General features: G+C 63.0%; 24 protein-coding genes and 1 riboswitch. Of the genes, 12 read left to right on the forward strand and 12 right to left on the reverse strand.

Annotation, left to right across the window (positions count from 1 at the left end; all coding sequences use genetic code 11):
- Positions 1-54 precede the first annotated feature (54 nt).
- Positions 55-2,022, reverse strand: a complete 1,968-nt coding sequence (locus HJB91_RS03655; protein WP_221153463.1) for an adenylate/guanylate cyclase domain-containing protein — start codon at positions 2,020-2,022, stop codon at positions 55-57.
- On the reverse strand, positions 2,022-5,738 hold the full coding sequence (locus tag HJB91_RS03660) for a FecR domain-containing protein (RefSeq protein ID WP_311044433.1): 3,717 nt from the start codon (positions 5,736-5,738) through the stop codon (positions 2,022-2,024). Before HJB91_RS03660 ends, HJB91_RS03655 begins: the two co-directional genes overlap by 1 nt.
- A 130-nt stretch (positions 5,739-5,868) precedes the next feature.
- On the opposite strand from HJB91_RS03660, the gene HJB91_RS03665 reads away from it, so the two are divergent.
- Positions 5,869-6,408 carry a Pycsar system effector family protein gene (locus HJB91_RS03665; RefSeq protein WP_210631596.1) on the forward strand — a complete coding sequence of 180 codons (540 nt, stop codon included), beginning with the start codon at positions 5,869-5,871 and terminating at the stop codon, positions 6,406-6,408.
- A gap of 54 nt (positions 6,409-6,462) precedes the next feature.
- Here the strand turns inward: HJB91_RS03665 and HJB91_RS03670 are convergent, their stop codons facing one another.
- Complete coding sequence (locus HJB91_RS03670) at positions 6,463-6,951, reverse strand: RidA family protein (RefSeq protein ID WP_221145424.1); 489 nt, start codon at positions 6,949-6,951, stop codon at positions 6,463-6,465.
- Positions 6,945-7,670 carry an SDR family NAD(P)-dependent oxidoreductase gene (locus HJB91_RS03675; protein ID WP_221145423.1) on the reverse strand — a complete coding sequence of 242 codons (726 nt, stop codon included), beginning with the start codon at positions 7,668-7,670 and terminating at the stop codon, positions 6,945-6,947. Before HJB91_RS03675 ends, HJB91_RS03670 begins: the two co-directional genes overlap by 7 nt.
- A 186-nt stretch (positions 7,671-7,856) precedes the next feature.
- On the opposite strand from HJB91_RS03675, the gene HJB91_RS03680 reads away from it, so the two are divergent.
- Together HJB91_RS03680 and HJB91_RS03685 are read left to right on the forward strand one after the other, a co-directional pair.
- Positions 7,857-8,759: a LysR family transcriptional regulator gene (locus HJB91_RS03680; RefSeq protein WP_210630828.1), complete on the forward strand. Its 903-nt coding sequence runs from the start codon at positions 7,857-7,859 to the stop codon at positions 8,757-8,759.
- Positions 8,760-8,950: 191 nt separating this feature from the next.
- Positions 8,951-9,727, forward strand: coding sequence for a DUF1194 domain-containing protein (locus HJB91_RS03685; RefSeq protein WP_221153464.1), 777 nt, complete (start codon positions 8,951-8,953; stop codon positions 9,725-9,727).
- A 132-nt stretch (positions 9,728-9,859) separates the two neighbouring features.
- Here the strand turns inward: HJB91_RS03685 and HJB91_RS03690 are convergent, their stop codons facing one another.
- Together HJB91_RS03690 and HJB91_RS03695 are read right to left on the reverse strand one after the other, a co-directional pair.
- The gene (locus HJB91_RS03690; protein ID WP_210630830.1) at positions 9,860-10,549 is read right to left on the reverse strand and encodes a VOC family protein; all 690 of its coding nucleotides are present in this window, start codon (positions 10,547-10,549) and stop codon (positions 9,860-9,862) included.
- 298 nt (positions 10,550-10,847) lie between these two features.
- Positions 10,848-11,282, reverse strand: coding sequence for a 6,7-dimethyl-8-ribityllumazine synthase (locus HJB91_RS03695; RefSeq protein ID WP_210630831.1), 435 nt, complete (start codon positions 11,280-11,282; stop codon positions 10,848-10,850).
- 79 nt (positions 11,283-11,361) lie between these two features.
- Positions 11,362-11,504, reverse strand: a riboswitch (FMN riboswitch).
- A 463-nt stretch (positions 11,505-11,967) separates the two neighbouring features.
- Here HJB91_RS03695 and HJB91_RS03700 point away from each other — a divergent pair.
- Together HJB91_RS03700 and HJB91_RS03705 are read left to right on the forward strand one after the other, a co-directional pair.
- A complete protein-coding gene (locus HJB91_RS03700; RefSeq protein WP_210630832.1) occupies positions 11,968-12,414 on the forward strand; it encodes an SRPBCC domain-containing protein in 447 nt (148 codons plus the stop codon).
- A gap of 173 nt (positions 12,415-12,587) precedes the next feature.
- Positions 12,588-12,896 carry a GCG_CRPN prefix-to-repeats domain-containing protein gene (locus tag HJB91_RS03705; protein ID WP_210630833.1) on the forward strand — a complete coding sequence of 103 codons (309 nt, stop codon included), beginning with the start codon at positions 12,588-12,590 and terminating at the stop codon, positions 12,894-12,896.
- Positions 12,897-12,976: 80 nt separating this feature from the next.
- Here HJB91_RS03705 and HJB91_RS03710 read toward each other — a convergent pair whose 3' ends face one another.
- Positions 12,977-13,201, reverse strand: a complete 225-nt coding sequence (locus tag HJB91_RS03710; protein WP_210630834.1) for a hypothetical protein — start codon at positions 13,199-13,201, stop codon at positions 12,977-12,979.
- A 456-nt stretch (positions 13,202-13,657) separates the two neighbouring features.
- Between HJB91_RS03710 and HJB91_RS03715 the strand changes: the two genes are divergently transcribed.
- From HJB91_RS03715 to HJB91_RS03725, 3 genes are all read left to right on the forward strand, one after another.
- Positions 13,658-14,755, forward strand: coding sequence for an adenylate/guanylate cyclase domain-containing protein (locus tag HJB91_RS03715; protein ID WP_221153465.1), 1,098 nt, complete (start codon positions 13,658-13,660; stop codon positions 14,753-14,755).
- Between the two features lie 186 nt (positions 14,756-14,941).
- Positions 14,942-15,592, forward strand: coding sequence for a helix-turn-helix transcriptional regulator (locus HJB91_RS03720; protein WP_221145419.1), 651 nt, complete (start codon positions 14,942-14,944; stop codon positions 15,590-15,592).
- Positions 15,589-16,821, forward strand: coding sequence for an MFS transporter (locus HJB91_RS03725; RefSeq protein ID WP_210630837.1), 1,233 nt, complete (start codon positions 15,589-15,591; stop codon positions 16,819-16,821). Before HJB91_RS03720 ends, HJB91_RS03725 begins: the two co-directional genes overlap by 4 nt.
- A 14-nt stretch (positions 16,822-16,835) precedes the next feature.
- Here the strand turns inward: HJB91_RS03725 and HJB91_RS03730 are convergent, their stop codons facing one another.
- From HJB91_RS03730 to HJB91_RS03745, 4 genes are all read right to left on the reverse strand, one after another.
- On the reverse strand, positions 16,836-17,741 hold the full coding sequence (locus HJB91_RS03730; RefSeq protein ID WP_221153466.1) for a LysR family transcriptional regulator: 906 nt from the start codon (positions 17,739-17,741) through the stop codon (positions 16,836-16,838).
- Between the two features lie 182 nt (positions 17,742-17,923).
- The gene (locus HJB91_RS03735) at positions 17,924-18,946 is read right to left on the reverse strand and encodes an LLM class flavin-dependent oxidoreductase (protein ID WP_210630839.1); all 1,023 of its coding nucleotides are present in this window, start codon (positions 18,944-18,946) and stop codon (positions 17,924-17,926) included.
- A gap of 145 nt (positions 18,947-19,091) precedes the next feature.
- Complete coding sequence (locus HJB91_RS03740; RefSeq protein ID WP_210630840.1) at positions 19,092-19,427, reverse strand: hypothetical protein; 336 nt, start codon at positions 19,425-19,427, stop codon at positions 19,092-19,094.
- Between the two features lie 5 nt (positions 19,428-19,432).
- Positions 19,433-20,230, reverse strand: a complete 798-nt coding sequence (locus HJB91_RS03745; RefSeq protein WP_221153467.1) for a DUF899 family protein — start codon at positions 20,228-20,230, stop codon at positions 19,433-19,435.
- Positions 20,231-20,345: 115 nt separating this feature from the next.
- Here HJB91_RS03745 and HJB91_RS03750 point away from each other — a divergent pair, with 115 nt between their 5' ends.
- The 4 genes from HJB91_RS03750 (at position 20,346) to HJB91_RS03765 (ending at position 24,545) form a co-directional block, all read left to right on the forward strand.
- Positions 20,346-21,566, forward strand: a complete 1,221-nt coding sequence (locus HJB91_RS03750; RefSeq protein ID WP_221145413.1) for a helix-turn-helix domain-containing protein — start codon at positions 20,346-20,348, stop codon at positions 21,564-21,566.
- A 27-nt stretch (positions 21,567-21,593) separates the two neighbouring features.
- Positions 21,594-22,223 carry a PQQ-binding-like beta-propeller repeat protein gene (locus HJB91_RS03755; RefSeq protein WP_221153468.1) on the forward strand — a complete coding sequence of 210 codons (630 nt, stop codon included), beginning with the start codon at positions 21,594-21,596 and terminating at the stop codon, positions 22,221-22,223.
- Positions 22,224-22,390: 167 nt separating this feature from the next.
- Positions 22,391-24,133, forward strand: a complete 1,743-nt coding sequence (locus HJB91_RS03760) for an ATP-binding protein (protein WP_221153555.1) — start codon at positions 22,391-22,393, stop codon at positions 24,131-24,133.
- 10 nt (positions 24,134-24,143) lie between these two features.
- On the forward strand, positions 24,144-24,545 hold the full coding sequence (locus HJB91_RS03765; protein ID WP_210630844.1) for a PleD family two-component system response regulator: 402 nt from the start codon (positions 24,144-24,146) through the stop codon (positions 24,543-24,545).
- A gap of 131 nt (positions 24,546-24,676) precedes the next feature.
- Here HJB91_RS03765 and HJB91_RS03770 read toward each other — a convergent pair whose 3' ends face one another.
- Complete coding sequence (locus tag HJB91_RS03770; RefSeq protein ID WP_210630845.1) at positions 24,677-26,098, reverse strand: PLP-dependent aminotransferase family protein; 1,422 nt, start codon at positions 26,096-26,098, stop codon at positions 24,677-24,679.
- Positions 26,099-26,279 lie beyond the last annotated feature (181 nt).

Below are 26,279 nucleotides of genomic sequence, written 5' to 3' on the forward strand. Positions count from 1 at the left end.
GGGGAAAACGAGCGGTTCCTGGAGGAGCATCTGTGCACAACTGTCGCTGCGCGATTACTCCCCGCCTTCCGTCAGCGCATCCCTGACGATCGCATAATAACCGGCAAGCTCGGGAATATCGGCAGACAGCTTGTCGAAGACCGGGTCCGACGGGGCGAGCGTGGCGGAATATTTGGCGTCGATGAAGGCCTGGTGGGCGGCCAGCGCTTTGGCGTCGGCTTTGTGAACGACGGTGAAGACGGGTGAGGGGGCGGTGCGGCCCTTGACGATGATGCGGTCGAGTTCGACGACGATATAGGTGTCAGCGACCAGCCTGGCGGTTTCTTCTCCGAGCAGCAGCGCCACGCCGTAATTCTTCGATGCGCCTTCAAGGCGGGAGGCGAGGTTGACGCTGTCGCCGAGGCAGGAATAGTCGAAGCGGCGGGTCGAGCCCATGTTGCCGACGATGCATTCGCCGGTGTTGATGCCGACGCCCATCTTCAAAACATGCGGCTTGCGGCCGAGTGCAGCCGCCTCCCGCTCCAGCTGCCCGTTCAGCCGGGAAATCGCCGACTGCATGGCGAGCGAGGCGCGCACGGCGTGAAGCGCATGGTCGGGGTCGTCGAGCGGCGCATTCCAGAAGGCCATGATGCAGTCGCCCATATATTTGTCGATCGTGCCGCCGTGATCCATCACCACGTCTGAAAGCGGCGTCAGCAGACGGTTGATCAGGCCGGTCAGCTGCTCCGGATCCTCCTTCAGCGTCTCGGCGATCGTGGTGAAGCCGCGTACGTCCGAGAACAGCACCGAAAGCGTGCGCCGCTCGCCGCCGAGCCTCAGCTGCGACGGGTCACTCGACAGGCGCTTGACAAGATCAGGCGAGATGTATTGGGCGAAGGCGCGGGTGATCTGACGCTTGTTGCGGCGCTCCTCGGCGAAATCGAAGGCGGCCTGGGCGAAGACGACGGAGATATAGGCGACGGTCGGGCCGAGCGGTGAAACGAAGACATGGGTAAGTCGGATGCCGGCGGCACTGACGGCCGCGAAGGCGAGGAGCGCCGCCGCACTGTTCACCACCGTCAGCCAGCCCGTTGAGCGCCAGACGGTGGCGGCGGCAAGCAGCACCGATACCAGGATGCAGGCGGCAACCGTCGGCAGCCGGCCCTCGGCGATCGATAGGCCGCCGCGGATATTGTCGTAGATCGTCGCCTGGATTTCGACGCCGGAGACCAGCTTGCCGGTGTGAACTGTATAGGGTGTGGCGAAGGCATCGACACCGCCCTTGTCGATGGCAGGTGCGTTCTGCAGGCTTAAGCCGACGAGCACGACGCGGTCCTTGAAGTAGCCCGGCGGCAACAGGTTCTTCGGGTCAAGCGCCTGGTAATAGGAGACTGTGGGATAGCTGCGGGCCGGGCCGAAGGATTGGATAAGCCGGCCAGCCGGCAGCGCTTCGGGCGCCACGCCCGAGACCTTTGCTAGCATCGCCGCGAAGCCATCCTCATAGCCCGGGATGCGCCGGAAGATGCCGTCGCCGCTCAGATCGATCGAGGCGATGCCGGTGACGGCGCCCGCTTCGATCATTTGCGGCAGGGGTGTCGCGCGGATCAGTTGCGAGGCCTGCGGCGTCTCGATCAGTGTCTCGTCGCCGGCCAGCACCACATCGGGGCCGACCGCCCTGGTGATCGCCGCGTCATTATCAGATGTAGAGGGTTCGGCCATGATGATATCGAGGCCGATCACGCGGGCGCCGGCGGCGCGCAGTTGGCTGATGAGCTCGGCATGCAGGCTGCGCGGCCAGGGCCACTGCGCATTGATATCGGCAAGCGAGGGTTCGTCGATCGCCACTATGACGGGTCCGCCGGGTGGCGGACGGGGGTCGTCGACGGTCGAGAGATAGTCGAAGCTTCTGAGCTCCAGCAGCGACCAGGCGGGCAGGCGCGACAGGAGCAAGGTGGCGATCAGCGTGGTCAGCGATAGCACCAGCAGCCTGAGATGGCGGCTCCTGGTCTGCCTGGCCTGCAGGGGCTTGTCCCGCACCCGCATCAGAAGCGGACTTTGAGGGTGCCCTTGAAGGCGCGGCCCCAGCCGGGCACGCCGGGCGTGATCTCGAAGTCCTCGTCGAGCAGATTATAGGCGGCCGCTTCCAGCTCCATGCGCTTGTCGAAGGGCTCCCAGACCAAGTGGGCGTCGAGGCTCCAATAATCGTCGAGTTTGGTGCCGAACCGATCGCCGTCGCGCTCGCCGATATAGTTGGCGGCAACCGTCGCCTTGACCTTGGCTTCGTTGACCCAGGTCAGCGCAATCTGTCCTGAATTCTGCGGTATGAAGGGAAGGGGGCCGCCGTAGATCGGTTCGAGCGGATCCCTGTTTTCCGAATCCATGTAGGCGTAGGTGGCGGAAAGGCCGAAACCATGGCCGAGCACGACGTTGGCGGTGACGGCAGCGCGATCGATGCGGCCGCGCGAGATCGGCAGACTCGTATCCGAGGGCAGCGAGATGAGCGGAAAATCGATCGAGAAATCATGCAGTTCCTGATGCTGGTACTCCACTGACGTGAAGAAACGGTCGGTCCATTCGGCATCCCACTGGAGGGCGACCGTATCCGTATAGCCTTGCAGATTGTTCGAAAACTGGTTCGCCTGCAGCCCAAGTACGCCGATCGGGGAAAGAGTCGGCACGGTGGTATCAAAGCTCTGACGCATGAAGGCAGCACGCAGCCAATGGTTTTCAACCGGCGCCCAGGCAAGACCGAAGCGCGGCTCCAGCCGGCTGATATCAATGCCGTCCCCCTCCATGCGCGTGGCGAACAAGGCGTATTCGCCCTTGAGATCGGGCGTGATCTCATGCAGCACATCGACATAGGCGCGGCCGATATCGATGGTATTCTCGGTACGATCGGGAGGAGCTGTCAAGCCCAGGAGCGTCGTATCGACGCTGCTGCTGGCATCCATCCAGCCGCCTTCGATGCCGTAGCGAAATGTCAAAGGTCCGGCACCTATGGAATGGCTCAAAGCGCCGATATAGGTATGAGATTCGATCTCCTGAGTGACGTTGGTAAAGGGAATGACGAAGGGAACCCCTGCGCCGATAAACACCGGGTCCACGTCGACATCAAGCGCGCTGTTCGTGGTCGATTTGCTTCCTGAATAAAGCAACGCTCCATTCAACACGTTTTCATAGGCAAACGTATGGCTCCAGCCGATGCCGGCATATGTGGTTTCTCGTGCGGTCTGCTCTGTTGTGTAGAGAGGCAGCGCGATAGGGACACGGAACAGGAGTTCCATGAACCCGGTGTTTGAGGACAACGCATTCAGGGTTCCATCGTTCTTGCCATGGTTGACGAAGGCTACTACGCGATCGTCAGGCGTGACTGTTGCCGTCAGATAACCGTTGGCGCCCAGCAGCTTGTTATCCGTCTGGACACCGCCGAAATCCCGGTAGTCGCGGTCGAGCGCCAGTTCTTCCCAGGTCAGATTGCCGTAGAAGCTGATCGGGATCGTCGCGTTTGAATAGCCTTGGATATCGGCTTCGCCGATGCGCCTTGTATGGCCGTCGACACTGTTGATGCCGCCGCCGAGCGAGCCTTCGATGAAGGGCACGTCGAATAGAGTTGCCGAGCGCGAGCGGCCGGAGAGCATGTGCGGAGAGATCAGCAGGCCCTGGATGAAGGATGAGTAGCTCGACGCGTTGCCGCGGTTCTGGATGATATTGTCGTCGCTGAAGTTCGTCGCGTTGACGAAAGGAAAGATGCTGCCCTTGATCGACTGATCGATATAGCCGCTGCCTTGGAAGGGATCGAAAACCGCATCGCCGTAATAGCGGCCCCAGGCATCCAGCCCCTGGAGCCGGAAGGCGTCGTTCAGCGTCGAGCCGGCGCTCGCATTGGCGCCGAGGCCGCTGTAATCGCCGCCGCGGGCGCGCGAGCGGCGCAGGAACTCCTGCGCGTTGCGGATCGCGCCGTCGGCGGCGTAATCGTCGATATCGACGGCAGTGCGGAATGCCGAGATAGCCGGATCGTTCTTGTCGAGGCGGTCGGCATTGTCGAGTGCCTGCTGGGATGGAATGCGGTCGCCCTTTTCGTAATGGGCGGCAGCGAGCATCAACTGCGACTGCGAATGCGCCGGATTGGCCGTGCTGGCGGCAAGCAGATCTTGCAATGCTTTGTCGCGCTCGCCGGTCTGCAGGTAATAGCGGCCGCGGGCGAGCAGGACGAGATCGAAGGATGGATCGAGGGCGATTGCCGTATCGATCTCGCGCTTGGCCTCCTTCATCCGCCCCTGGTCGAGATAGAGGATTGCCAAGTTCGCGTGCAGCAGCGGGTCCTGCGGATCGAGCTCGATCGCCTTCTTGAAGGCCTTTTCCGCTTCGCCATTGGCGTCGCGCGAACTCTCCAGCAGGCCGAGCGAATTCAGCGTGCCTGATGCGCCGGGGGCAAGTGCTATGGCGCGGTTCAGATCGGCAAGCGCGCCGTTGATGTCGCTCTGATAAACCGCCTTGTAGCTCGCGCGAGCGGAGAGCGCCATCGGATGGTCGGGGTCGAGCGCCAGCGAGCGTTCGATCGCCTCCTTCATCTGTTCGCGGTCGTCGGTGAGCTGCGCCAGCTGGGCGCGGACCGCCGGCAGGGTCGGATCGTCGGGATAGCGCTGTTCGGCTTTCTTGATGATCTCGAGAGCTGCGCGCGGGTTTTGCAGGAAGCCGGCCGTATAGGCCTGCATGATGGCGCCGTAGGGGCCGGTGGTATTGGCCGGCGGCGGTTCGGCATGCTTCGGATCGGCAAGCGAGCGGGCGAAATAGGCGCCATATTGCGCCATGTTGCGGCGTGTCGGATCGAGATGCGGCAGGGCCTTCTGGAAGAGCTTGGCGGCATCGCCATAGCGCTTTTCAGAGCCGGCGATGGTGGCGTCGATCAGGTCGATGCGTGCCTGCTGGGCTGCCGTCAGCTTGCGGCCGCGGATATTCTCTAGTGTTGCGGCTGCGGCCTGGCGTCCGTCGAAGGCGCTCTGCACTTCGGCGAGTTCCAGCCAGTCTTCGGTGGTGCGGCGCTCCGGCGGCAGCGCCAGCAGGCGGCGGCGCTCCGTCGCCATGCGGTCGGCCCGCAATGGCGAGGTCGGCATCAGGTCGAAGCCGTCGCGCAGGTCCAGATAGAAGAGCATTTGCTCGCGGTCGTCGGGATTGACGCTGATGATCTTGTGCGGCGCCTGGCCGATGGTGGCGACTGCCCCTTCACCCTCGCTGACCTCGACGCTGCCCTGCGGGTTGGAGAGCGCCACGCGGCCTTCGAGCACGATCATCGAGGTCTTGGCGCCCTCGACAGTCATCGTCCAGTCGGTGCCGCGGATCGCGGCGGCGGCGGCCGGTGTTTCCACGGTCAGGCCCTGGCCGCCGCGCTCTGCGCGTGCCCAGATGGTGCCGGATTGGAGATTGAGCACCGTATCGCCGCTTGCGGCCATCTTCTTGACTTGCAGGGAGGAATTGCGGCCGAGTCGCACCTGCGTATGATCGGAAAAGACGATGGCGAGCTGGCCATTGGCATTGGTGCGCAGCACGTCGCCAGTCAACAGATCCTGGTTGATGTCAACGACGCGCCAGTCCGACACGTCGATGAATCGCACTTCCTCGCCGGTCTTTCGGGCGATCACCGAGCCGGCGACCGGCGTGGCGCGCGGCACGGGATCAGCCATCGCCGGCAGCCCGAAACCGGGCACGGCAAACGCAAGCGCCATCCCGATGCGACAGATGTTACTGGAATAACCCCGCATGTCCTCGACCCCATACCCCGCTTCCCCTTTGTCCGCGTAGAGTGGAAAAGTCAAGCATGTTGCACACGTGTTCTTGCTTTCGCCGAGGAGTGTAATATCAGGGAAACACTTTGGGGTATGGAGTATTCAGGTGAGCGAGTTTGAAAATGCCACTGAGGTAATGCTGAGCAATCCCTCAAGCGGGGACGTCAGCACCGAGTATTTCGATCATATCAAGAAAATCAACGACATATTTTATGATCAGATCAAGATATCCGATCAGAAGGCCGCCTATATCTTTACCTTCATGCTTGCCTTTCTGGTGAGTTCCAGCGAGGTGCGGGCCGTCTTCAGCCTGGGGCGCTACACAGGCGGCACGCCGGGCAGCATACTGTTTTCCGGCCTGCTTGCCGCAGCCTCGGTCTTCTCCATCCTGTCGGCGATTCTTGTCGTGCTGCCGCGGCGTCTCGGCGCCTCCACCTCGCTGTTCTGGGGCTCTTGGCCCAAGCATCGCGACATGTTCTTCGAGGCCGCTGTTCGCCGTGACGAGCGCTACCTCTTCGACCAGTATTTTGAAAACGCCAACATCCTCTCTGCCATCGCCTGCAACAAATATCGCTGCGTCACCTTCGCCTTTCGTGGCTTGATGGTGAGCGTGATCGCCTATGTCTTGCTTTTGATTGCCGGGTGAGGGTGAGGCGGCGATGCCAGGGATGCGGGGCACGCCGAGGCGCGCCCTGATCATTCAATCTTCGACTTCGAGGACGAACTCGATCTCGATCGGCACACCTAAGGGCAGGCTGGCGACGCCGAGGACGACGCGGCCGGAGAGTCTTTCCTCGCCGAAGACCTGGAGCAGCATTTCGGATGCTCCATCAGCGACCTTCGGGTGGTCGCGGAAATCGCCTTCGGTGGCGATATAGACGCCGAGCTTGACGACCCTGACGACCCTGTCCAGCGAGCCGAGGTACTCTCTGGCGGCGGCGAGGGCGCTGAGCGTCGCCGTTTCGGCTGCCTTCCTGCCGTCTTCGGCCGTCAGCGTACCGCCGACGCGGCCGATATAGCGCGGTTTGCGGTCGATGACCGGCAGCATGCCGCTGAAGAAGACCAGCTTGCCTGTCCGGATCGCCTCGACATAGGCCCCGAAGGGCGTCGGCGGCGGGGGAAGCGTGATGCCGAGGTCCTGCAGCCGCCGTTCCGCGCTGGCTGCCTGCGCTTTTCGATGGTTTACCATTTGCCCAGATGTGCTCCGCCGTCGACGTGCAGCACCTCCCCGGTGATACGCGGGGCTTCCATCAGGAAGAGGACCGCTTCGACGATCTCATCGACATTTGAAATGCCAGCTATCGGCGACAGCGTGCTCAGGAAATCCTTCGGATTGTCCTTGTGCAGCGGCGTGTCCACGACACCGGGAGCCACGATATTGAAGCGAATTTTCTCGTTCGCATATTCCATCGCCAAGTTCTTGGAGATCGCGTTGATGCCGCCTTTCGTCATCATCGACACCGAAGCGGAGAAGCCGGCGATCGGATGATCGGTCAATGGCGTCGTGATGCTGACGACGCTGCCGCCTGACTTCTGTGCGCGCATCTGTCTGACGGCCAGTTGGGTCAGATGGATGAAACCTTCGAGATTGGTCGAAGACAACGTCCTGAAATCCGTCATCGTGAAATCGACAAACGGCTTGGCCAAGAAGATGCCGGCATTGTTGACGAGCGCGTCGATCGAGCCGAAACGGTCGATCGCGGTTTTGGCCACGTGGGCCGCAGTCTCGGGATCGCCGATGTCGCCGTCGACGAGGGCCAGCCTGTCGGAAGCCGTGAGAGCATCCGACGCGCTGACCTGGCGGGAGGTGGCGACGACGTTGTAGCCGCGTTCGACGAAGGCATTGACGAGGCCTGCTCCGATACCCTGGGAGGCCCCGGTAATGATGACTGTCTTTTGCTTGGTCATGTTGAACTCCATTAATCTGGTTCGGGCAACACGAGCCTTGCGAGGGCGGGTCGCTCGAGATGGGCCGGCGCCTTAGCGCCGGCCATCGGTTGATGTGTTTTCGCAAGGTGAATATGGCGAAAACCCTATTGCTCGATTAGATGGAAATATCTGGATTCTCTTTTGCAATGATGCAAGAGTGAAGGCATGGCGGACCTCAACGACATCGCTGTTTTCGTAAAGGTGGCGCAGTACGGGAGTTTCAGCCGTGCGGCCCATTCCCTCGGCATGCCCGTTTCAACTGTCAGTCGGAAGGTGACATCGTTAGAAGAACAGCTCGGTGTGACGCTCATCCAGCGCACGACGCGTAAGCTCAGTCTTACCGCGCAGGGGCAGGCCTATTACAATAGGTGCAGCGAGCCGCTCGCTCATCTCGTGGACGCCGAGCAGGCTCTTACGAAAACGCAAAGAAAGCCGGAGGGATTGTTGAAGATCTCCGTTCCGGTGATCTTCGGGCAGGAACCCTTCTACGAATTCGTCTCCTGTTTTCTGAAGATCTATCCCGATATTCAAATCGATCTTTTCGTCACCAATCTGTTTCTTGATCTGATCGCCGAAAATATCGACCTCGCCATCCGTTTCGGCGAGCTGAAGGACTCCTCCATCGTCGCGCAACGGCTCGGCAAGAGCGTCCGATATCTCGTCGCCGCACCCAGCTATTTCGAAGGCCGGGCGCTTCCTTCGAAGCCGGAGGACCTTAGGGATCATGATTGCGTGCTCCTGAACGGCCGCAACGGCGAAGGGGAGTGGCATCTGGTCAGCGGTCGGCGAGCGATCGACGTCCGTGTTAAGGGGCCGGTCTCCAGCCGGGATTTTGATGCAGTCAGCGCCTTTACCTATCGCGGCCACGGAATCGGGCTGCTGCCCTCGACCTATTGCGACGACGAAATCCGGAGAGGTGAGCTCATCCGCCTGCTGCCCGACTGGTCGTCGGAGGAAATCTTCGTACATGCCGTATACCCCACCCGGCGCTTCCTGCCCTTGCGCCTTCAGGTCTTTCTGGAAGCGCTGAAGACATGGAAAAGCCCATTGTGGTTGCCGCTCCACTGAATGCGGGATGGCATAAGGGACAGATGTCCCATAGCAGGCCTGACATAAGGCCCGGGAATACGCCAAACGAGCACTCACAGGCGCGCCTGGCGCTTTGTCATCACTGAAAATTGAAACCGCCGGCGCGTCCGAGCACCCGCACCTCCGCAAGCTGTGTTACAGTTTCTTCGCTTCCTGACGAGGATTTGCCGATGCTGACGACACTTGCTGTGCTCATGGCTATTACCGGCGTCGCGCCGGCAGCTGGGGCGGGCGGAAACGAGGTCGACGTGACGCTTGTGCTTGCCGTCGACACCTCGCGGTCCATGGATTTCGAGGAGATCGGCATTCAGCGCGACGGTTATGTCGAGGCGCTGAAGCATAAGGAATTCATCGATGCGGTCAAGGGCGGTCTCACCGGCCGCATTGCCATCAGCTATTTCGAATGGGCTGGCTATGTCGTCCAGGATTCGATGATCGACTGGCAGGTGATCGAGACGGAAGCGGATGCGATCGCTTTCGCCGACAAGCTCGATGCCCGGCCGATCGCCACGCAACGACGCACCTCGATCTCCACCGCCATCGATCAGGGCGCCAGCATGATCATCACCGGTCCCTTTCGCGGCAGGCGCGAGGTGATCGACATTTCCGGCGACGGCCCCAACAATTCCGGCGATCCTGTCACACCCGCCCGCGACAAGGCGGTGGCATCAGGCATGATCATCAACGGGCTGACCATCATGCTGCGTCCTTCCGATGCACCCGGCGGGCTCGACAAATATTATGCCGATTGCGTGATCGGCGGCCCCGGCAGCTTCGTGCTGCCGGTCAACAAGATCGAGGATTTCGCCATCGCCGTGCGCCGAAAGCTGGTGCTCGAGATCAGCGGCATTTACCCGTCGCCTGGGGTGGAGAGGATCGCCGCCGACGCGCCGACGACGGATTGTCTGATCGGCGAGAAGCAGTGGCGGGATATATTTGATCGATGAGGTGCGGGCTATGGCGCGCGACTTGGGACGAGCAGAGACGGGGGTGCCGCATGGCACCCCTAGAAAGGAAAGAAGCCTCGCCCTGAGGGGCTCGAAGGCGAAGCGGGTACTCCCAGCGTCTGTCGCCGCAACCTACAACGGCAGCTGCCTGCCGGCCTGCTCGCTGACCATGTATTCGGCGTACCAGTCCGGCCAGTTCTCGTCATGCTTGCCGCCGTTGCGTTTCTCGTGTTCGCCGTGGGCTTGGGCGGCGCGGCGGAGTGCCGCCGCAAGGTCGCTCGATGTCGAGAAGGCCGTCTCATCGGCGTCGATGCGTCCCGGCAGGCGGGTGGTGACTTCCTGAAACAACCAGCCGTTGCCATCCGGATCCTTGAAGGAGGCGAAGGAACGGTAGCTGCGGTGCTCGGGGTCGCGGCCGGCGACGCGCAGGCGGCCGAAGAGATAGGGCTCGTCCGTGCCGGCATAGACGCCCGATGCGTCGTGGAAGACCTCGCTCACCTCGACGCCGCGGGCGATGAGATCGCGCCGCGCGGCCTCGATGTCGGAGACGATCAGGTAGAGCCCTTGCGCTGAGCCGGGGGCGGCGGCCGTGACGTTCCTGCCGAAGATGATGGCGCAGCCGGAGCCCGGCGGGGTGAACTGAATCACCCGGAAATCGACATCATTGGCAAAGTCGGCGTCGAGCCTCCAGCCCAGGTTCTCATAAAAGCGTTTGGCGCGGTCGACGTCGGAAACGGGGATGACGACCACTTCGAGCTTGGTGTCGATCGGCCGTGTTTCTGGAATTTCGATGGGGGTTTCACTGCGCATTGCATTGCTCATCTTCAGCTCCCCTGAGGTTTGGACGCATTAAGAATGGCGATACATGTCGGGATCGAGTGGACCACAGCGTGGGGTGGGCGTCGAATCAATTATTCTGCTGTTGGAGAAGACGGCGGGCTTCTCCCGCCGTCAGTTTGTCGACAAGCCCGTCCTCTATTTGGCGTCGTCCTCGGCCTTGGCCGATGATCTGCTGCACCTGATGTAGATGCTCGACAAACCCGAGCATGACGAAAGAGCGGTTGGCCGACTTCGTCAGTTGGGGGATAGCGGACCGATCCTGCGCCTGTCGCGCGGGCTTCTATGCCGCAAGGGCGGCGCGCGTTTTGCCGATCATCAGGGCGGCGCGTGCCGCCTCGCGGCCTTTCTCGACGAAGTGCGCGCGATAGATCTGGGTATGGTGTTCCGTCTCCTGATACTGGTGCGGTGTCAGCGAAACGGATAGCACCGGCACGCCCGTATCCATGCCGGCACGCATCAGGCCGTCGACGACGGCCTGGGCGACGAATTCGTGGCGGTAGATCCCGCCGTCGACGACGAAGGCAGCGGCGATGACGGCGGCGTAACGTCCGGTCGCGGCAAGATCGCGCGACAAAAGCGGCATTTCGAAAGCGCCGGGGACATCGAATATGTCGATCTGTTCGGCGGGAACAAGCTGTTGGAAGCCTTCAAGCGCACGGTCGACGATATCGGCGTGCCAGCCGGCTTTGACGAAGGCATAACGGGTGGGTGTCATGGTAATCTCCTTTGGCGTACAGACACATCACCCAAGGCGATCACGAGCATCCGCCGCCAGCCCGGAGGGCAGCAGCAGCGCACGTTCTCTTTCATCCGGACTATGACCGTCGGCTCAGGCATCTCACCTGATCTGCTGACCCTTCCGAGGAAGGCGCTCGCGGGCTCGCAATCGAAACTGCATACCGCCGGTAGGGACTTTCACCCCGCCCTGAGAACGGCGCGGACAATAGGGGCAAGGCGGCGGGCTGGCAATAGGGTAAGATGGTTTCCGGATGGGTGCGTTGGTGTGTCCTCTAATATGGCCATTTGCCTTTCGCTGCAGCTCAAGGCGTTCATCGCTTTCGCTCCCCGCCCCTCATCTGCCTGCCGGGCTTCTTTTCCCCGCTGGGGAGAAGGGGAATCGCGGCGGGCGCCTCGCTCCATTTGAGATGTTTGCGGTAGGTATGGTCACCGTGAGGCTTGCTTCCCCTTCGCCCCAGCGGGGAAAAGAAGCCCGTCAGGGCAGATGAGGGGGTGAGCGACGATGGGAGCGAATGCGCTGAGCGTCAGCGAAGGGCACATGCTCCACCACCCTTGTTGAGCATGCCCTTCCGCCTACATGCTTCTGCTGAGGAATATCCATGTCGAAAAAGCATGCTGCTCCGCCTCACTGAGGGGTAGAGCAGCAACCATGGGAGAGAGCGATGCCAGAATCTTTCGTCGTGCGCCGCGAGACGCATCTTGCAGCGCCGCCGGCGGCGGTGTTTGCGCTGATGACCGATCCGGAGAAGATCCTGCGCTGGATGGGGACGGAGGCCGAGGTCGAGCCGGAGCCCGGCGGGCTCTATCTCGTCAACGTCACCGGCGCCCGTTTTGCGCGCGGCTCGTTTCGCGAGGTGGTGCCGGTGCATCGGCTTGCCTACAGCTTCGGCTGGGACGGCAGTGAGGTGGTGCCGCCCGGGTCGAGTCTGGTCGAGATCGACCTGATCGAACAGGGAGGCGGGACGCTTTTGCGGCTCACCCATAGCGGCCTGCCGAGTGCGGAGCAGTGCGCTGGCCACGAGGAAGGCTGGGCGCATTACCTCGGACGGCTCACCGAGGTCGCCGCCGGGCGCAACCCCGGTCCAGATCCATTTTACGGCAGGAGATGAACGGTTTTCGGCAGGCGGCGGGACGCCCCTCAAGCGCTTGACGCTACGGGAAGAACGGTTTGCCGCGGTCAAAAAAGTGCTGCTTTTTCGTCCGCAAACATGAACGTGCAGTTCATCTCCAGTTCAATTTGGCGGTCCTAAGGTGATTGCGGCTGGATGAAATGGAGTTTTCGATGAAGGCACTTTCTATCGCGGCTGCCTTGCTCGCTGGCAGCCTCTCGATCGGCACGGCTCAGGCGATGCCGATCGGGGCAATCAAGGTTGAGAGCACTGTCACAAAGGTCGACTACGCCTGTGGTCGCGGTTGGCACCTGACCCGCTGGGGCGAATGCCGGCGCAACTGGCACCGCCCGCCGCCTGTAGCTTTCTATGGCGGTCCGCCCCGCTGGGGCTGGGAGCGGCGTCATCGCGATTGGGATGGCCCGCGCTGGGGCTATGAGCGGCGCTGGGACCGCGAACGCCGCTGGCGGGATGACTACTAAAAAGCCTTTGACAGAGGCAGACAAACGAGGGCCGGTGCGATGTTTCGCCCGGCCTTTATCCGTTGAAATAACGAATGCGCTCAAATGCGGCTGACGAGCCAGTGCTTTCCGTCGATCAGCTCTTCAAGCTCGGCCGGATCCTTGACGCCGAACTCGAACCATTCCACGAGTTCCTTCGCCTTCCGCTTGCTTTCCTCGGCTGTAAAGTCGATCCCATAGCGCTCGCACCAGCGTCGAAGGATCGACGTCAGCAGCGTCATGTCATTCCCGTCAAGCGGGTCTTTCGGCCAGTATGTCGTGCCCATCGCAACCCCTCAATCGCTAATGACAGGCTGGCACATAATCGAATCAATGTCGCGCAATTTAAAAGTGTTTATTGGGTTGTTTTCCACCGTGGTGAATGGTTTTCCACAGAGTTGTTGGACGGTGGGGTTGACAGGGGTGCGGAGGGACCCGGCTGGCGCAAGTGCCGAAAGGAAATCCCCCGGACACCTGAGGTGTCCTCAGTTGCCGACAAAGTCTCCTCCGTCATGCCCGGCCTTGTGCCGAGTATCTGACCAGGGCAGTTGTTTGAACGAAAACCGTTTATTTTCAGATGCATAATTGGATCGTCGCAGATCCTCGGCACAAGGACGAGGATGACGTCGGGGGTTTTGGTTGCCAACAGGCGGATACCGGAGACCACCTCAGAGGCCGCGGGAGTGTCCGTGGGCTGATGTCTCGGGGTTGCCCACGTCCTGTTGCAATGCCAATGTTAACCCATGGATCTGCCTTCCTCTCTTGCCTGGCTGATTGACGAGGCTGCGGCTTCGCCCGGTCCCGAACGGTTTCTGGCCGAGCTCGGGCGCCGGCTGCTGGCCGATGGCTTGGCGCTTTCCGGCGGCGCGCTGACACTTTCGGTGCCGCATCCGATCATCGCGCGCCGTACCTGGCTGTGGCGAGCCGAAACCGGAGCCGTCATCGAGGCGTTGGGTTTTGCCGCCGCACCTCAAAGCGATGCCGGGCGCGAATGGCTGGCCGGGCTTGGGCCGGTTTGGGAGGAGAGCATTGGAGCTTCGCGGGACGGCGCTGTGCTCGGCTGGGCGGGCGTCGGCAGGAGGACGGGGGCGGACGAATTTTCTCCTGATGAAGCCGCGCGGCTGCAGGAGATCGCGCGTTTTGCCGCCGCGCCGCTTGCGGCCCTTGCGGCGCGGGAGGCGCGGGCGGCACTGCTTGAAGCCTATCTCGGCCGGCGCAGTGCGGCTCGGGTTCAGTCCGGTGCACTTGCCCGCGGCACCGGCGAAACCATTCGCGCCGCTCTTCTCTGCGCCGATTTGCGGGATTTCACCGCACTTTCCCAGGTGACGGAGCCGCAGGCGATGATATCAGCGCTCGACGCCTATTTCGACCGCGTCGCCGGCGCCGTGCACGCCTTCGGCGGCGAGGTGCTGAAATTCATCGGCGACGGCGTGCTGGCGATCTTTCCCGTCACCGCCGCTTCCGGTGACGAGGCCCGGGCTGATCGAGAAGCCTGCGAGGCGGCGCTTCGGGCCGTCGCCGCCAGCCGCGCCGGCATGATCCATCTCGATCGGATGCGCGAGGCTGAGGGGCTGGCGCCGCTGCCCTTCGGCGCCGCCCTGCATTTCGGCGAAATCCTCTGGGGCAATATCGGCGCCGCCGACCGGCTTGACTTCACCGCCATCGGCCCGGCGGTCAATCTGGTTAGCCGGCTGGAAGGGCTCTGCAAGCCGCTCGGCCACAGCGTTCTGATCTCAGGTGCCGTGGCGGCGAATACCGAGGCCGCGCTGACGCCGCTCGGCGAGCATGCCCTGCGCGGCATCGCCGAGCCCTGCGCCATCTTCACTTTGGCTGGGGTTTGAACCCTGAGATCGGGCTGTCCGCCTTCACCTGCCATGGCATGTTTTCCCACAAATCGCGCAGAAGAATCATTCTCGTAGGCGTTTGATCAAGCCTGGCCATCGCTGAAGATCGTTTTCGAATCTCCTTCGGAAAAGGTCTGCAAAGAAATATTTGCAAAGATATGTTTGCGATTGTATCCTTGGGTCATGAATGAGTACAATCCCCGACCCTCCCCAGATGCCGCCATCTCCCGGACCGTCAGCCGGGTCGTGCCCGAACCCACCGCACTGAAGGCGCTGGCGCACCCCGTCCGCCTGCGCATGCTCGGCATGCTGAGGATCGACGGCCCCGCCACGGCGACGCAGCTCGCCGCGCGGCTCGGCCTGAACAGCGGCGCGACCAGCTATCATCTGCGCCAGCTTGCCCAATATGGCTTCATCGAGGAGGCGCCGCATGGCTCACGACGCGACCGTTGGTGGCGCGCGCGCCATGAGCTGACCTCGGTGCCCGCAAGCGAGACGCAGGGGGAGGCGCTCGATCTCGATGTCGCCTTCAATCAGGCGGCGCTCTCGCTGCAGGTTGACCAGATGCAGCAGGCGCTTGAGGAATATGCGGAGCTGCCGGCCAAATGGCGCAAGGCGACGGCCGCCGACGACATCATCATCCCGATGACCGCTGAAAAGGCCGAAGCCCTGACGAAACGGCTGAGCGATATCATTCTCGAAGCGATGCGGGAGGCCCCGCCGTTGGGGGAGGCGGCGTCTCGCAATCCTGACATCGTTCCCTTCTATGTCATGTTGCACGCCTTCCCCTATCCAGGCCGTGTTCCGCACCGCGAGCGGGATAACGAGCCGTGAGAAGGGGCAAGCCGTTTCTCGCGCTCGCCGCCGCCGAGACGCTATCGCTGTCCGGCACCCGGCTTTCGACTGTCGCCGTTCCCTGGCTGGTGCTGAGCGCCACCGGCAGCCCGGTGCTGACCGGGTTGACGGCGATGATGGAGATGCTGCCTTACGTGCTCGCCAAAGCGCTCGGCGGGCCGCTGATCGACCGGGTCGGCGCCAAGCGCATCGCCATCATCTGCGACGCCGCTTCCATGGCTGTGGTGGGTCTCGTTCCGCTTCTCGATCTCTTCGGCGTGTTGACGGTGCCGATGCTGCTGCCTCTTGTCTTTGCCATGGGTGTGCTGCGTGGTCCCTCCGACGCCGCCAAGCAGGCGATGGTTCCCGATATCGCCGCTCTCGCCGATGTGCCGCTCGAACGGGTGACCGGCGTCTCCAGCGCCATCGAGCGGCTGGCCTCGACGATGGGCGCGGCCGGCGCCGGCTTGCTGATCGGGCTGATCGGCCCGGGGCAGGCGCTCATCGTCAACGCCGCCACCTTTGCCGCGGCCACCGTAATCATTGCGACTGGCATACCGGGCATCCGCCGCACTCCTGCGATCCTCGCCGCGTCCGACGCGCGGCCAGCTTCATCCTATCTCGACGATCTCCGGGGAGGCTGGCGCTTTCTGCGCAGCGATGCCGTGCTCGTCAGTATTGTCACCATGGTGGCGATCACCAATCTGCTCGATCAAGCCTATCACGCCGTGCTGCTGCCCGTCTGGACGAAGAACGCCGGTCATGGGCCGGAGCTGCTCGGAGCGATGTTCGCCGCCTTCTGCGGCGCTTCCGTCGCGGGGGCGGCGATTGCCGCTGTTATTGGCGAGCGCATGCCGCGTCTGATCGTCTATACCGTGGCTTTCCTCCTGACCGGATGTCCACGCTTTCTGGTGCTCGCGGTGGATGCGCCGCTCGGCTCCGTCTTTGCGACGCTCGCAATCGCAGGCTTTGCCTCCGGTTTCCTCAACCCTATCCTGTCGGCGGTGATCTTCGAGCGCATCCCCAAACCGCTGACCGGCCGCGTCACGGCGATGAATACCGCTCTCTGCTTTGCCCTCATCCCCTTCGGCGGCCTCGTCGGTGGCGCGCTGATCAGCACGATCGGGCTTGGCGCGGCGTTGCTCCTTTGCGGCCTCGCTTACCTCGCTGCGACCCTCTTTCCGCTGGCGCTCAAGAGCTTTCGCGGTTTTGACAAGGCCGTGGCATGAGCCCCGCGCAGGCCCTAGCCTTGCCCTCCGATTTCCTCGAACAACAGATCGATGAAGCAGCGCACTCGCGGCTCCAGCATGCCTTTGTCGGGATAGAGCGCCACGATCTTCGTGTCGTCGGTTTCGAGGTCAGACAGGACCTGCCGGAGACGACCGGCGGTCAACTCGGCGGCGACAACGAAGTGCGGAAGAAGGGCGATTCCGAGGCCGGCCATGCAGGCGTCACGAACGGCTTCACCGTTGTCGAGCCTCAGGCGGCTGCGCCCCTGCGCCTTGATCCAGCCGCCACCACTGCGAAAGCGCCAGCCCTGCCTTTGGCCGCGGCTGGTGAAGAACAGGCAGTCATGGGCCGCCAGATCCCCTATATCGCGAGGCATGCCGCGTTCGGAGAGGTAGGAGGGCGAGGCACAGAGCCGCGCCTTGTCACTGGAGATCACGCGCGCGATCAACCGGCTGTCGGCCGCCGATGGCGTCGCGCCAATCCCGATCGCCAGATCGAAGCCATCTTCGACGTTGTCGGCCGGGCGATCGGTGAAGTTCACTTCGACCTGCATGTCGGGCCAGGTGCGAAGATATTTTTCGAGTAAGGGAAGGACGACGAGCCGTCCGAAGAGACCGGGAACGGCAAGCCTGAGAACGCCTCGCGGCGTGCCGCTTTGCCCCGCAATGCTCGCCTCCGCCTCGTCGACCGATGCCAGGATCTGCAGCCCGTGCTCGTAGAACAGTCGTCCTTCGTCGGTCAGGCTCAGTGTTCTCGTTGTCCGGTTGAGCAGGCGCGCCCCGAGCCGCTCTTCCAGGCGGGTGACGGCCTTTCCCGCTGTCGAACGGGAGAGGCCCATGGCCTGGCCGCCGGCGATAAAGCTTCCGGCATCGACGACGGCCATGAAGATCAGGATATCGTTCAGGTTCGTGCGCGGCATTAGGCAACTCGAGCGATTTGACTGCAGCCTTAAGTCGGTCGCGATGTGACAGATTCAAGGCTCGCATCATCAACGTCGACCGCGCCAGTTAGGTCCCGGGTGCATCGAAATGATGGCGGCCGACGACAGCTGCCGTTTCTCATCACCACCGCTTCTATTGAAGGCTCGCGCAAGCCTCGCTGTCAGCGCCAGCCGAGCGCCGGAGCGACGTGGGTGAGGATCGCTTCGATGACGTGGGCGTTGTAGGCGACGCCGAGCTGGTTTGGCACGGTGAGCAGCAGCGTGTCGGCCTCGGCAATCGCCTCGTCTTCCGCAAGCTGCTTGATGAGCACGTCAGGTTCGGCGGCGTAGCTGCGGCCGAAGATCGCCCGGGTCTTCTCGTCGATGAAGCCGATCTTGTCGCCTTCGTCGCCGCCAAAGCCGAAATAGGCGCGGTCACGTTCGTCGACGAGCGCGAAGATGCTGCGGCTGACCGAAACGCGCGGTTCGCGTGTATGGCCGGCCGCCTTCCAGGCTTCACGATAGGCGCGGATCTGGTCGGCCTGCTGGACGTGGAACGGCTCGCCGGTTTCGTCGTCCTTCAGTGTTGAGCTCTGCAGGTTCATGCCGAGCTTGGCGGCCCAGACGGCGGTGGCGTTGGAGCTCGCCCCCCACCAGATACGCTCGCGCAGGCCTTCCGAATGCGGCTCGAGACGCAGGAGGCCGGGTGGATTCGGAAACATCGGCCGCGGGTTCGGTTTGGCGAAGCCTTCGCCGCGCAGCACCTCAAGGAAGACTTCGGCATGATGCCTGGCCATGTCGGCCTCGCTCTGACCTTCCGGCGGCGCATAGCCGAAATGGCGCCAGCCGTCGATCACCTGTTCGGGCGAGCCCCGGCTGATGCCGAGTTGCAGCCGCCCCCCGGCGATGAGATCGGCAGCACCGGCATCCTCGGCCATATAGAGCGGGTTCTCGTAGCGCATGTCGATCACGGCCGTGCCGATTTCGATCCGGTTGGTCCTGGCGCCGACGGCCGCCAGCAGCGGAAAAGGCGCTGCGAGCTGCCTGGCGAAATGGTGCACGCGGAAATAGGCACCATCGGCGCCGAGCTCCTCGGCCGCCACGGCAAGGTCGATCGACTGCAGCAGCGCATCGCCCGCCGAGCGCGTCTGCGATTGAAGCGAGGGCGTCCAGTGCCCGAACGAGAGAAAACCGATCTTCTTCATGTCGCACCTTTATCCGTTGCGTCATAGTGGATCGGTCATGGCATAGTTTCGGTGCGTAAGACAATCACAACCAGAGAGAACGGCGCGCTTTCCCGGAGGCGTTTGCTCAAGCGGGACGCGAAGCAATGTCAGAGGCGCCGAACCGTCATCTGCACCCCAGCCCCAGCCTGCTGGCAAGCCCCAGCCAGGGAGCCAGGTGAAAGGCGCTCATCAGCAGGTACATCGGCACCATCCCGCCGATCGGGAAGGCATCCGATGTAGTCGTGCAGATCGTGTCGGCGCTGCCGGTTACTGCCGTCAGCAGCGCCATGATCGCAAATGTTGGGGCGGCGGCGAGAGACAGAAAATCGGCGGCGGCGAGAGCGGGCTTGACCGGCTCGTCGGCGGGTCCGTCAGCGGCGGCGATCGACAGCCAACTCGCGGTGCCGAGGGAGGGGCTGACGTCGTCAGCCCGTTTTGAGGCGTGAGCGAAGAGCGCCATTGTTGTCACTCCTTGCCGTAGCGGTCGTGGTGGCGCCACCAGATGCCGGTTTCGTTGCGGCCCTTCGGCGCGCGGTCCAGCCATTGGTACACGCCCCAGAGCCCGTCGAGTCCGCGCGCATAACTGGAATAGCTGTGGTAGACGCCGCCATCGATGAGTTCGAAAGCGCTGACGCCGGGGCGGTCGCGGGTGTAGGTGGGAACGTCGGTGCCGGTCATGGACGCGATCTGGACGATGGGTTCGTCGCTGCCGCGCGACTGCCAGTCCGGCACGGTCTTGCCCGCCGGCGGTTCGGGGGCGGGCGGTTCGCGACGGTAGTTGTATTCGATCTCGCCGAGACGCTGCTGCTCCGGGCTGAACCAGACGCTGAAATCGGCGTTGAAATCGCTGCCGGCTGACGAGGCCCAGGGAAAGCTCCAGTTCATGCGCCGCTTGAAGGCCTCAAGCTTTGCAAGCGGCGCGCGCGAGACCGCCCAGAAGGCGACGTCGTGATTTTCCAGGTGGACGAAGAAACCGTTGAAGCCGTCGGCGATCGAGGAGCAGGAGGGGCATCCGGCGCTGTAATCCGGCCCGAACATGAAATGATAGATCAGGAGCTGCGAACGCCCGCCGAAGAGATCCTTCAGCGAAGCACCGCCGCCTTCGGTGTCGAAGTGGTAGTCCTTGCCGATCCTCACACGGGGCAATTGCTGGCGTTTGGCCGCCAGCGCATCGCTTCGCCGGGTCAGTTCCTTTTCCTCCTCGAGCAGATCAAGTCTCGCCGCCAGCCATTGCTCGCGAGTTGCGTTCAGCATTGCCGTCATGGGTCTTCTCCTTTGCCTGTCTCTCGTCGTAGCATCCGGCGCGCTTGCCTGCCGTTGAAAGAAGATTACGGCGGGAGGGACAAATGCCGGGAGTGACAAGTGTGACGGGATTTGAATGGACTCGCTGATTACGGCCGCGGCGCAGGCGCTGGCATCAGGCGATACGCTTGGCGCGCTGAAACGGGTGGCGCTGCGCGACGATGCGCCTGCGCTGGCGCTGCGCGGCATCGCCATGGCGCAGCTCGGTGACCTCATCCGCGCCAAGGCGCTGCTGAAGAGCGCTGCGCGCGCATTCGGACCGCGGGAGGCGGTGGCCCGCGCCCGCTGTGTCGTCGCCGAGGCCGAGATCGCGCTCGTATCGCGCGATCTCACCTGGCCGCCGAAGGTGCTGGAGGGGGCGCGCAAGGTTCTGGAAGCGCATGGCGACCGGGTCAACGCCGCCCATGCCGGCAATATCGCCATTCGCCTGATGGTGCTGATCGGCCGGCTCGACGAGGCCGAGCAGGCGCTGGCCGCGCTCGACCCGACGCCGCTGCCGCCGGCCTTGCTGGCCGCCCATGAGCTTGTCGCGGCTGGGATCGCGGTCCGGCGCTTGCGGACGCAGCCGGCGCGCGCGGCGCTCGAACGGGCAAGGCTTGCGGCGCGGCGGGCCGACATGCCCGTGCTCACGGCGGAGGTCGAGACCGCTGGACATGTGCTCGATCTGCCGGCGGCGCGCCTGGTTTCGCGTGGGCATGAACGGCCGCTGCTGCTTGCCGAGGTGGAGGCGCTCTTTTCAAATGGCACGCTCGTCGTCGATGCCTGCCGCCATGTCGTGCGCGCGGGCAGTGCGGTGGTGCCGCTGGCGAGCCGGCCGGTGCTTTTCGCCCTCGCTCGTGCGCTTGCCGAAGCCTGGCCGGCGGATGTGTCGCGCGGGGCGCTGATCGCACGCGCCTTCCGCGGCAAGCATGCCGATGAATCGCATCGCGCCCGGCTGCGCGTCGAGATCGGCCGGCTGCGGACGGAATTAGCCGGGCTGGCGGAAGTCTCGGCTACCGAGCGCGGTTTTACCCTTTCCCCTGCCGGCGCCGCTGAGGTTGCAGTGCTTGCCCCGCTCGTCGAAGGGCCGCATGCGGCGGTGCTCGCCTTGCTCGCCGATGGCGAAGCGTGGTCGAGTTCGGCGTTGGCAATCGCGCTCGGCACCAGTCCGCGCACCGTGCAGCGGGCGCTGGATGCGCTCGCCGGCGAGGAGAAGGTGCAAGCGATCGGACGCGGGCGGGCGCGCCGCTGGATGAGCCCGCCGCTCTCCTCTTTCCCGACGATCTTGTTACTCCCGGGACCGCTGCCGAGCGACTAGTATGGGTCAACCGACAAGGAGGAAGACATGAAGACATCGGCTGCGACCATTGTGCGTGAATATGGACCCTTTCCGGGTGCGGAGCGCGTTCACGGCGTCACCTTCGACGGCCGGCATGTCTGGTTCGCCTCGGGCGACAGGCTGAACGCACTCGATCCCGACAGCGGCGAAGTGGTGCGGTCGATCGAAGTCGCCTCTCACGCCGGCACGGCTTTCGACGGCGAGTTCCTCTATCAGATTGCCGAGGACGTCATTCACAAGATCGACCCGAAGACCGGCCAGATTCTTTCCACCATCCCGGCCCCCGGCAATGGCGGCGATTCCGGCCTTGCCTGGGCCGAGGGCACGCTCTGGGTCGGCCAGCATCGCGGCCGCAGGATCCATCAGATCGATCCTGAGACCGGCAAGATCCTGCGCACGATCGAATCCAACCGCGTCGTGACAGGCGTCACCTGGGTCGACGGCCAGCTCTGGCACGGCACCTGGGAGGGCGACGACAGCGATGTCAGGCGCATCGACCCCGAGTCCGGCGAGGTGCTGGAGCGGCTCGACATGCCCGAAGGCACTGGCGTCTCCGGCCTCGAATCCGACGGCGGCGGCTGCTTCTTCTGTGGCGGAGGCAATAGCGGCAAGATCCGCGCTGTGCGCCGGCCGTGAGGGCTGCGCCGCCAGGGTGGGGCTGCTCATTGCAAGAAGCCGGCGTCAGCGCACCCGCCTCGCCCTTCGGCGCCCCTTGCGGGGCACCTCAGGCTTAGGCTCTCGTGGGTGCCGGCGGCTCCGGCCACGCAAATACCTGCGGGGAGCAATTCACCGTCCGTCAACTTTTGCGTGTCAATTTCGAGGGAAGGGGCGCCATCAAAAGGTTGCAAGTATTGAAGGTCAGGCTCACATCGCACATCACGCTCGTCCTGGTGGCGCTCACCTGTGCGGCGGCCGTATTGCTGTGCGGATTCGCATGGATTGCCGCCGTGAACGTCGATGATCTCTACTTGCGCCGCCAGGCCGACTTTGTGCGACAAGGATTGGATGAGCAGTTCAAGGCGCTTCCCCGGGAACAGGAAAGCGTCACGAAATGGGACGACGCCTTTCTTTATTCCAAGCAGCGGAACCATGAATGGTTGCTTGACAATGTCGGCCGCTGGACGAGCCAATATTTCGGACACGATAGAACCTACATCTTCGACAATACCAATCGCCTGCTGTTTGCGTTCCGCGACGGAACGGACACCATGCCGCCGCGCCTCGGCAGCGACGACGGCGAGGAAATGACGGCGCTGGCCGGCGAGACGCGGGCGGCTCTCGTCGAGCGCAAAAGAAGCGGTGGCGAACCGCTTGGCCAGCTGGCCAGGGTACGCACGATCATGATCGGCAACAGACCGGCGATAACAAGCGCGCGCCCTGTTATGCCGAGTTCGACAAGGATGCAGATCGAAGCGGGTCAGGAGTTCATCGCCGTCTCGGTCAAGTTCATCGACGGAAAAGCGGCTGAAAGCATTGCCCATTATGCGCGGCTCGAAGGATTGCATTTTTCCCTTTCGAAGGGAGACGACGAGCGGGCGCAAGTGCCTGTCTCGTCCTATGACGGCGGGGTGATCGGCTATCTCGTGTGGCAGCCGATCCGCCCGGGCTTCATGCTGCTCCAGCAGATCGCGCCGGCAGGGCTCGGCTGTCTGGCTCTGTTGATCGCCGCGGTGTTCTGGCTCGGACGAGGACTGCATCGCACCTCGCTGACCCTGCTGGACAGCCAGGCCGAACTCACCCACCACCGCCACCATCTGGAAGAGATGGTGGCGGACCGAACAGCCAAAATCGAAAGACAAAGGCAGGAGCTGGACCGCCTGCTGGTGCACGAACGCCAGGTGAATGCGCTGCAGCGCCAGTTCGTTGCTATGGCCTCGCACGAATTTCGAACGCCGCTTGCCATCATCGATGCGGCCGCCCAGCGGCTCTGCCGCTCGACGACCAACGTCAGCGGCGAGTATGTTCACGAAAAAGCCGGAGTGATCCGCAGCGCGGTAGTGCGCATGGTCGATCTCATGGAGAGCATCCTTGCGAGCGGCCGGCTCGAAACCGGACAGATCATACTGAAGAGGAGCGAAGGTGATCTGAAAGCCTTGCTCGTCGCCTGCTGTGATCGGCAGCGCGAACTCAGCCCTTCGCATGTCTTCCATCTCGATCTCGAACTCATACCTGACGTATTGACCTTCGATCGAAGCGCGATGGAACAGGTCTTCATCAATCTGATGTCGAACGCCGTCAAATATTCGCCCGATCAGCCTGACATTTATGTTCACGCCCGGGTTGAAGAGAAAATGGTGGAAATCGCCGTTGCCGATAGCGGCATCGGCATGGATGCGGATGATCTGCCGAAACTGTTTCAACCTTATTATCGCGCCCGCAGCGCGACGGGTATTGCCGGAACCGGCATTGGCCTGAACGTCGTCAAGCAGGTCATCGAGCTGCACGGCGGCACCGTCGAGGTGACGAGTGAGCTTGGCAAAGGCACAACATTCACCATCTCTCTGCCAATAGAGTTTCTATTGTCGGATCAACAAGTCGCAGCTTAAGGAAGAGCTTATGGTTACAGTCCTGTGCATAGAAGACGAAGTCGAGATCCGGAATCTCCTCGTCGAAGAGTTGAGCGAAGCCGGCTACAGGACGCTCCAGGCCTCGAACGGCGCAGAGGGCCTGGAAATGATCCTGTCGAAATGGCCTGATATCGTCATCAGCGACATTTCCATGCCTGTTATGGATGGGCATCAGCTTCTGGCGGAAATCCAGATCAATCACCCGGAGCTCTCCAACATTCCCTTCATCATGCTGACGGCGCTGACAGACCGGGAAAACACGCTCGCCGGCCTGCGGGCCGGTGCTGCGGATTATCTGACGAAGCCGCTCGACTTCGACCTGCTGCTCGCCAAGCTGGAGGGCTGCGTGACGCGGCTGGAGAACGATAAGGCGCTCAATCGGTCGTTTTGATTGGGTGGGGTGAGACCAGCGCGTCCGAAATCGTTGGCTGATTCTACCGGCAGGCCAGAGGGGGTGTCTCACGCATGACCTTTCGGTCGCTCTGATGTCTTCGCGGTTTTTCCGAGGGATGTGCTGTAGCTTTATCGCGCGGCCTTTCCCAACACATCCCCCAATACCGCAAATACTCTCTCATCCAGCGTCTGCGACACATTGAAGCGCATGAAATTCGTCGCCGATTGCGACAGGCTGAACGCATTGCCCGGCGCCAGCACGATCCGCTTTTCCAACGCCGCTCGCGCCACATCAGCTGCGTCGATGTCATCGGGCAGGCGGCACCAGAGGAACATGCCGGCCTGGGGCTCCAGCCAGGGTTTTATCCCGAAGCCCTTCAGACGAGCGGTGACCTCGGTCATGGCGCGCGCCAGCCGCTGCCTGAGCATTTCCATGTGTTTGCGGTAACCGCCGTCGCTCAAGACCTTGAGCACCAGCTCGGCCGTCATCCGGGCGCCGCCGAAGGAGGTGGCGATCTTGAGGTCGGTGAGGCCCTCGATCCATTCGGGCCTGGCGACGATGAAGCCGCAGCGGGCAGAGGCCGAAAGCGTCTTCGAAAAGCTGCCGATATGGATGACGCGCTCGAGCCCGTCAAAGGCGGCGAGGCGAGGCGCGACCGAATATTCGAAATCTGCGAAGATATCGTCCTCGATGATGGTGAGATCGAACTGGTCGGCGAGTTTCAGGACCCGGTGGGCTGTGACGGGGGAGAGTGTCGCGCCGGTCGGATTGTGGATGGCCGAGTTGGTGATGTAGAGCCGCGGCCGATGTTCGGCGAGCGTCTGCGCGAAGAGTTCGACATCGGGGCCTGACGATGTGTAGGGCACACCGACGATCTTCGCCCGGTGGGCGCGCAGCAATGCGTGGAAGTTGAAGTAGCAGGGATCGTCGACCAGCACCGTGTCGCCGGGTTCGAGCAGGAAACGGCAGAGCAAGTCGATCGCCTGCGTGCTGGACTCGGCGAGCAGGATCTGAGCCGGCGAAGCCTCGATGCCGCGCTCGCCCATGCGCCGCGAAATCAGCTGGCGCAGCGGCCGCAGGCCGAGCGGCGAGCCGTAATCGGCAAGGGCCGGCCCCTCGGCGCGCGCAAGCGTTCGGAGCGCCCGGCGCATGCCCTCGCCAGGCAGCCAGGAGGACGGCAGCCAGCCACAGCCGGGTTTGAGATCGGCTTCATCGGACTCCAGCGATTGCCGCGAAATCCACAAGGGATCGACGGCGCGGTCGAGTTTCGGCCCGGCCTCGGCCAGTGCGAAGGGGGCCGCCTGGTTGGCGACATAGAAGCCGGAACCCGGCCGTGAGATGATCGCGCCCTCGGCGGCCAGGCGCTCATAGGCGTCGACGACGGTCGAAGTCGAGAGCTTCATGCTGGACGCCAGGCTCCGCACCGAAGGCAGCCTTGCCCCCGGCGTCAGGCTGCGCCCGGCGATGCGCTGCCGGATCGTCGCCATCACCATCTCGACGCGGGTGCGTCCCGCTATCTTTTCGTTCATCCGTACTGCCTTTTGAACCATAACAGTTTTGCGAAACCGTATCAGACCGTCACTGTCGTGGCTATCGGTTTTGGCGGATAAGGCTGGACGGCCCGTTCTTGTGAATTCGATTCAGCTAACGCGCCTCAGGTTATTGTTTATGCATGCCGTTCTCTCAAGGCCGCAGGGTTTCGACGACATGCATCTGGGAAGGGAACGCATG

It is taken from the genome of Rhizobium sp. NLR10b (genome assembly GCF_019685435.1).
GTDB lineage: Bacteria > Pseudomonadota > Alphaproteobacteria > Rhizobiales > Rhizobiaceae > Rhizobium.

Excerpts from the sequence above, each read along its gene's own strand:
- HJB91_RS03655 (WP_221153463.1), bottom strand. The coding sequence starts at position 2,022 with ATGCGGGTGCGGGACAAGCCCCTGCAGGCCAGGCAGACCAGGAGCCGC.
- HJB91_RS03660 (WP_311044433.1), bottom strand. The coding sequence starts at position 5,738 with ATGCGGGGTTATTCCAGTAACATCTGTCGCATCGGGATGGCGCTTGCG.
- HJB91_RS03670 (WP_221145424.1), bottom strand. The coding sequence starts at position 6,951 with ATGGTAAACCATCGAAAAGCGCAGGCAGCCAGCGCGGAACGGCGGCTG.
- HJB91_RS03675 (WP_221145423.1), bottom strand. The coding sequence starts at position 7,670 with ATGACCAAGCAAAAGACAGTCATCATTACCGGGGCCTCCCAGGGTATC.
- HJB91_RS03680 (WP_210630828.1), top strand. The coding sequence starts at position 7,857 with ATGGCGGACCTCAACGACATCGCTGTTTTCGTAAAGGTGGCGCAGTAC.
- HJB91_RS03685 (WP_221153464.1), top strand. The coding sequence starts at position 8,951 with ATGCTGACGACACTTGCTGTGCTCATGGCTATTACCGGCGTCGCGCCG.
- HJB91_RS03690 (WP_210630830.1), bottom strand. The coding sequence starts at position 10,549 with ATGAGCAATGCAATGCGCAGTGAAACCCCCATCGAAATTCCAGAAACA.
- HJB91_RS03695 (WP_210630831.1), bottom strand. The coding sequence starts at position 11,282 with ATGACACCCACCCGTTATGCCTTCGTCAAAGCCGGCTGGCACGCCGAT.
- HJB91_RS03700 (WP_210630832.1), top strand. The coding sequence starts at position 11,968 with ATGCCAGAATCTTTCGTCGTGCGCCGCGAGACGCATCTTGCAGCGCCG.
- HJB91_RS03705 (WP_210630833.1), top strand. The coding sequence starts at position 12,588 with ATGAAGGCACTTTCTATCGCGGCTGCCTTGCTCGCTGGCAGCCTCTCG.
- HJB91_RS03710 (WP_210630834.1), bottom strand. The coding sequence starts at position 13,201 with ATGGGCACGACATACTGGCCGAAAGACCCGCTTGACGGGAATGACATG.
- HJB91_RS03715 (WP_221153465.1), top strand. The coding sequence starts at position 13,658 with ATGGATCTGCCTTCCTCTCTTGCCTGGCTGATTGACGAGGCTGCGGCT.
- HJB91_RS03720 (WP_221145419.1), top strand. The coding sequence starts at position 14,942 with ATGAATGAGTACAATCCCCGACCCTCCCCAGATGCCGCCATCTCCCGG.
- HJB91_RS03730 (WP_221153466.1), bottom strand. The coding sequence starts at position 17,741 with ATGCCGCGCACGAACCTGAACGATATCCTGATCTTCATGGCCGTCGTC.
- HJB91_RS03735 (WP_210630839.1), bottom strand. The coding sequence starts at position 18,946 with ATGAAGAAGATCGGTTTTCTCTCGTTCGGGCACTGGACGCCCTCGCTT.
- HJB91_RS03740 (WP_210630840.1), bottom strand. The coding sequence starts at position 19,427 with ATGGCGCTCTTCGCTCACGCCTCAAAACGGGCTGACGACGTCAGCCCC.
- HJB91_RS03745 (WP_221153467.1), bottom strand. The coding sequence starts at position 20,230 with ATGACGGCAATGCTGAACGCAACTCGCGAGCAATGGCTGGCGGCGAGA.
- HJB91_RS03750 (WP_221145413.1), top strand. The coding sequence starts at position 20,346 with ATGGACTCGCTGATTACGGCCGCGGCGCAGGCGCTGGCATCAGGCGAT.
- HJB91_RS03755 (WP_221153468.1), top strand. The coding sequence starts at position 21,594 with ATGAAGACATCGGCTGCGACCATTGTGCGTGAATATGGACCCTTTCCG.
- HJB91_RS03765 (WP_210630844.1), top strand. The coding sequence starts at position 24,144 with ATGGTTACAGTCCTGTGCATAGAAGACGAAGTCGAGATCCGGAATCTC.
- HJB91_RS03770 (WP_210630845.1), bottom strand. The coding sequence starts at position 26,098 with ATGGTTCAAAAGGCAGTACGGATGAACGAAAAGATAGCGGGACGCACC.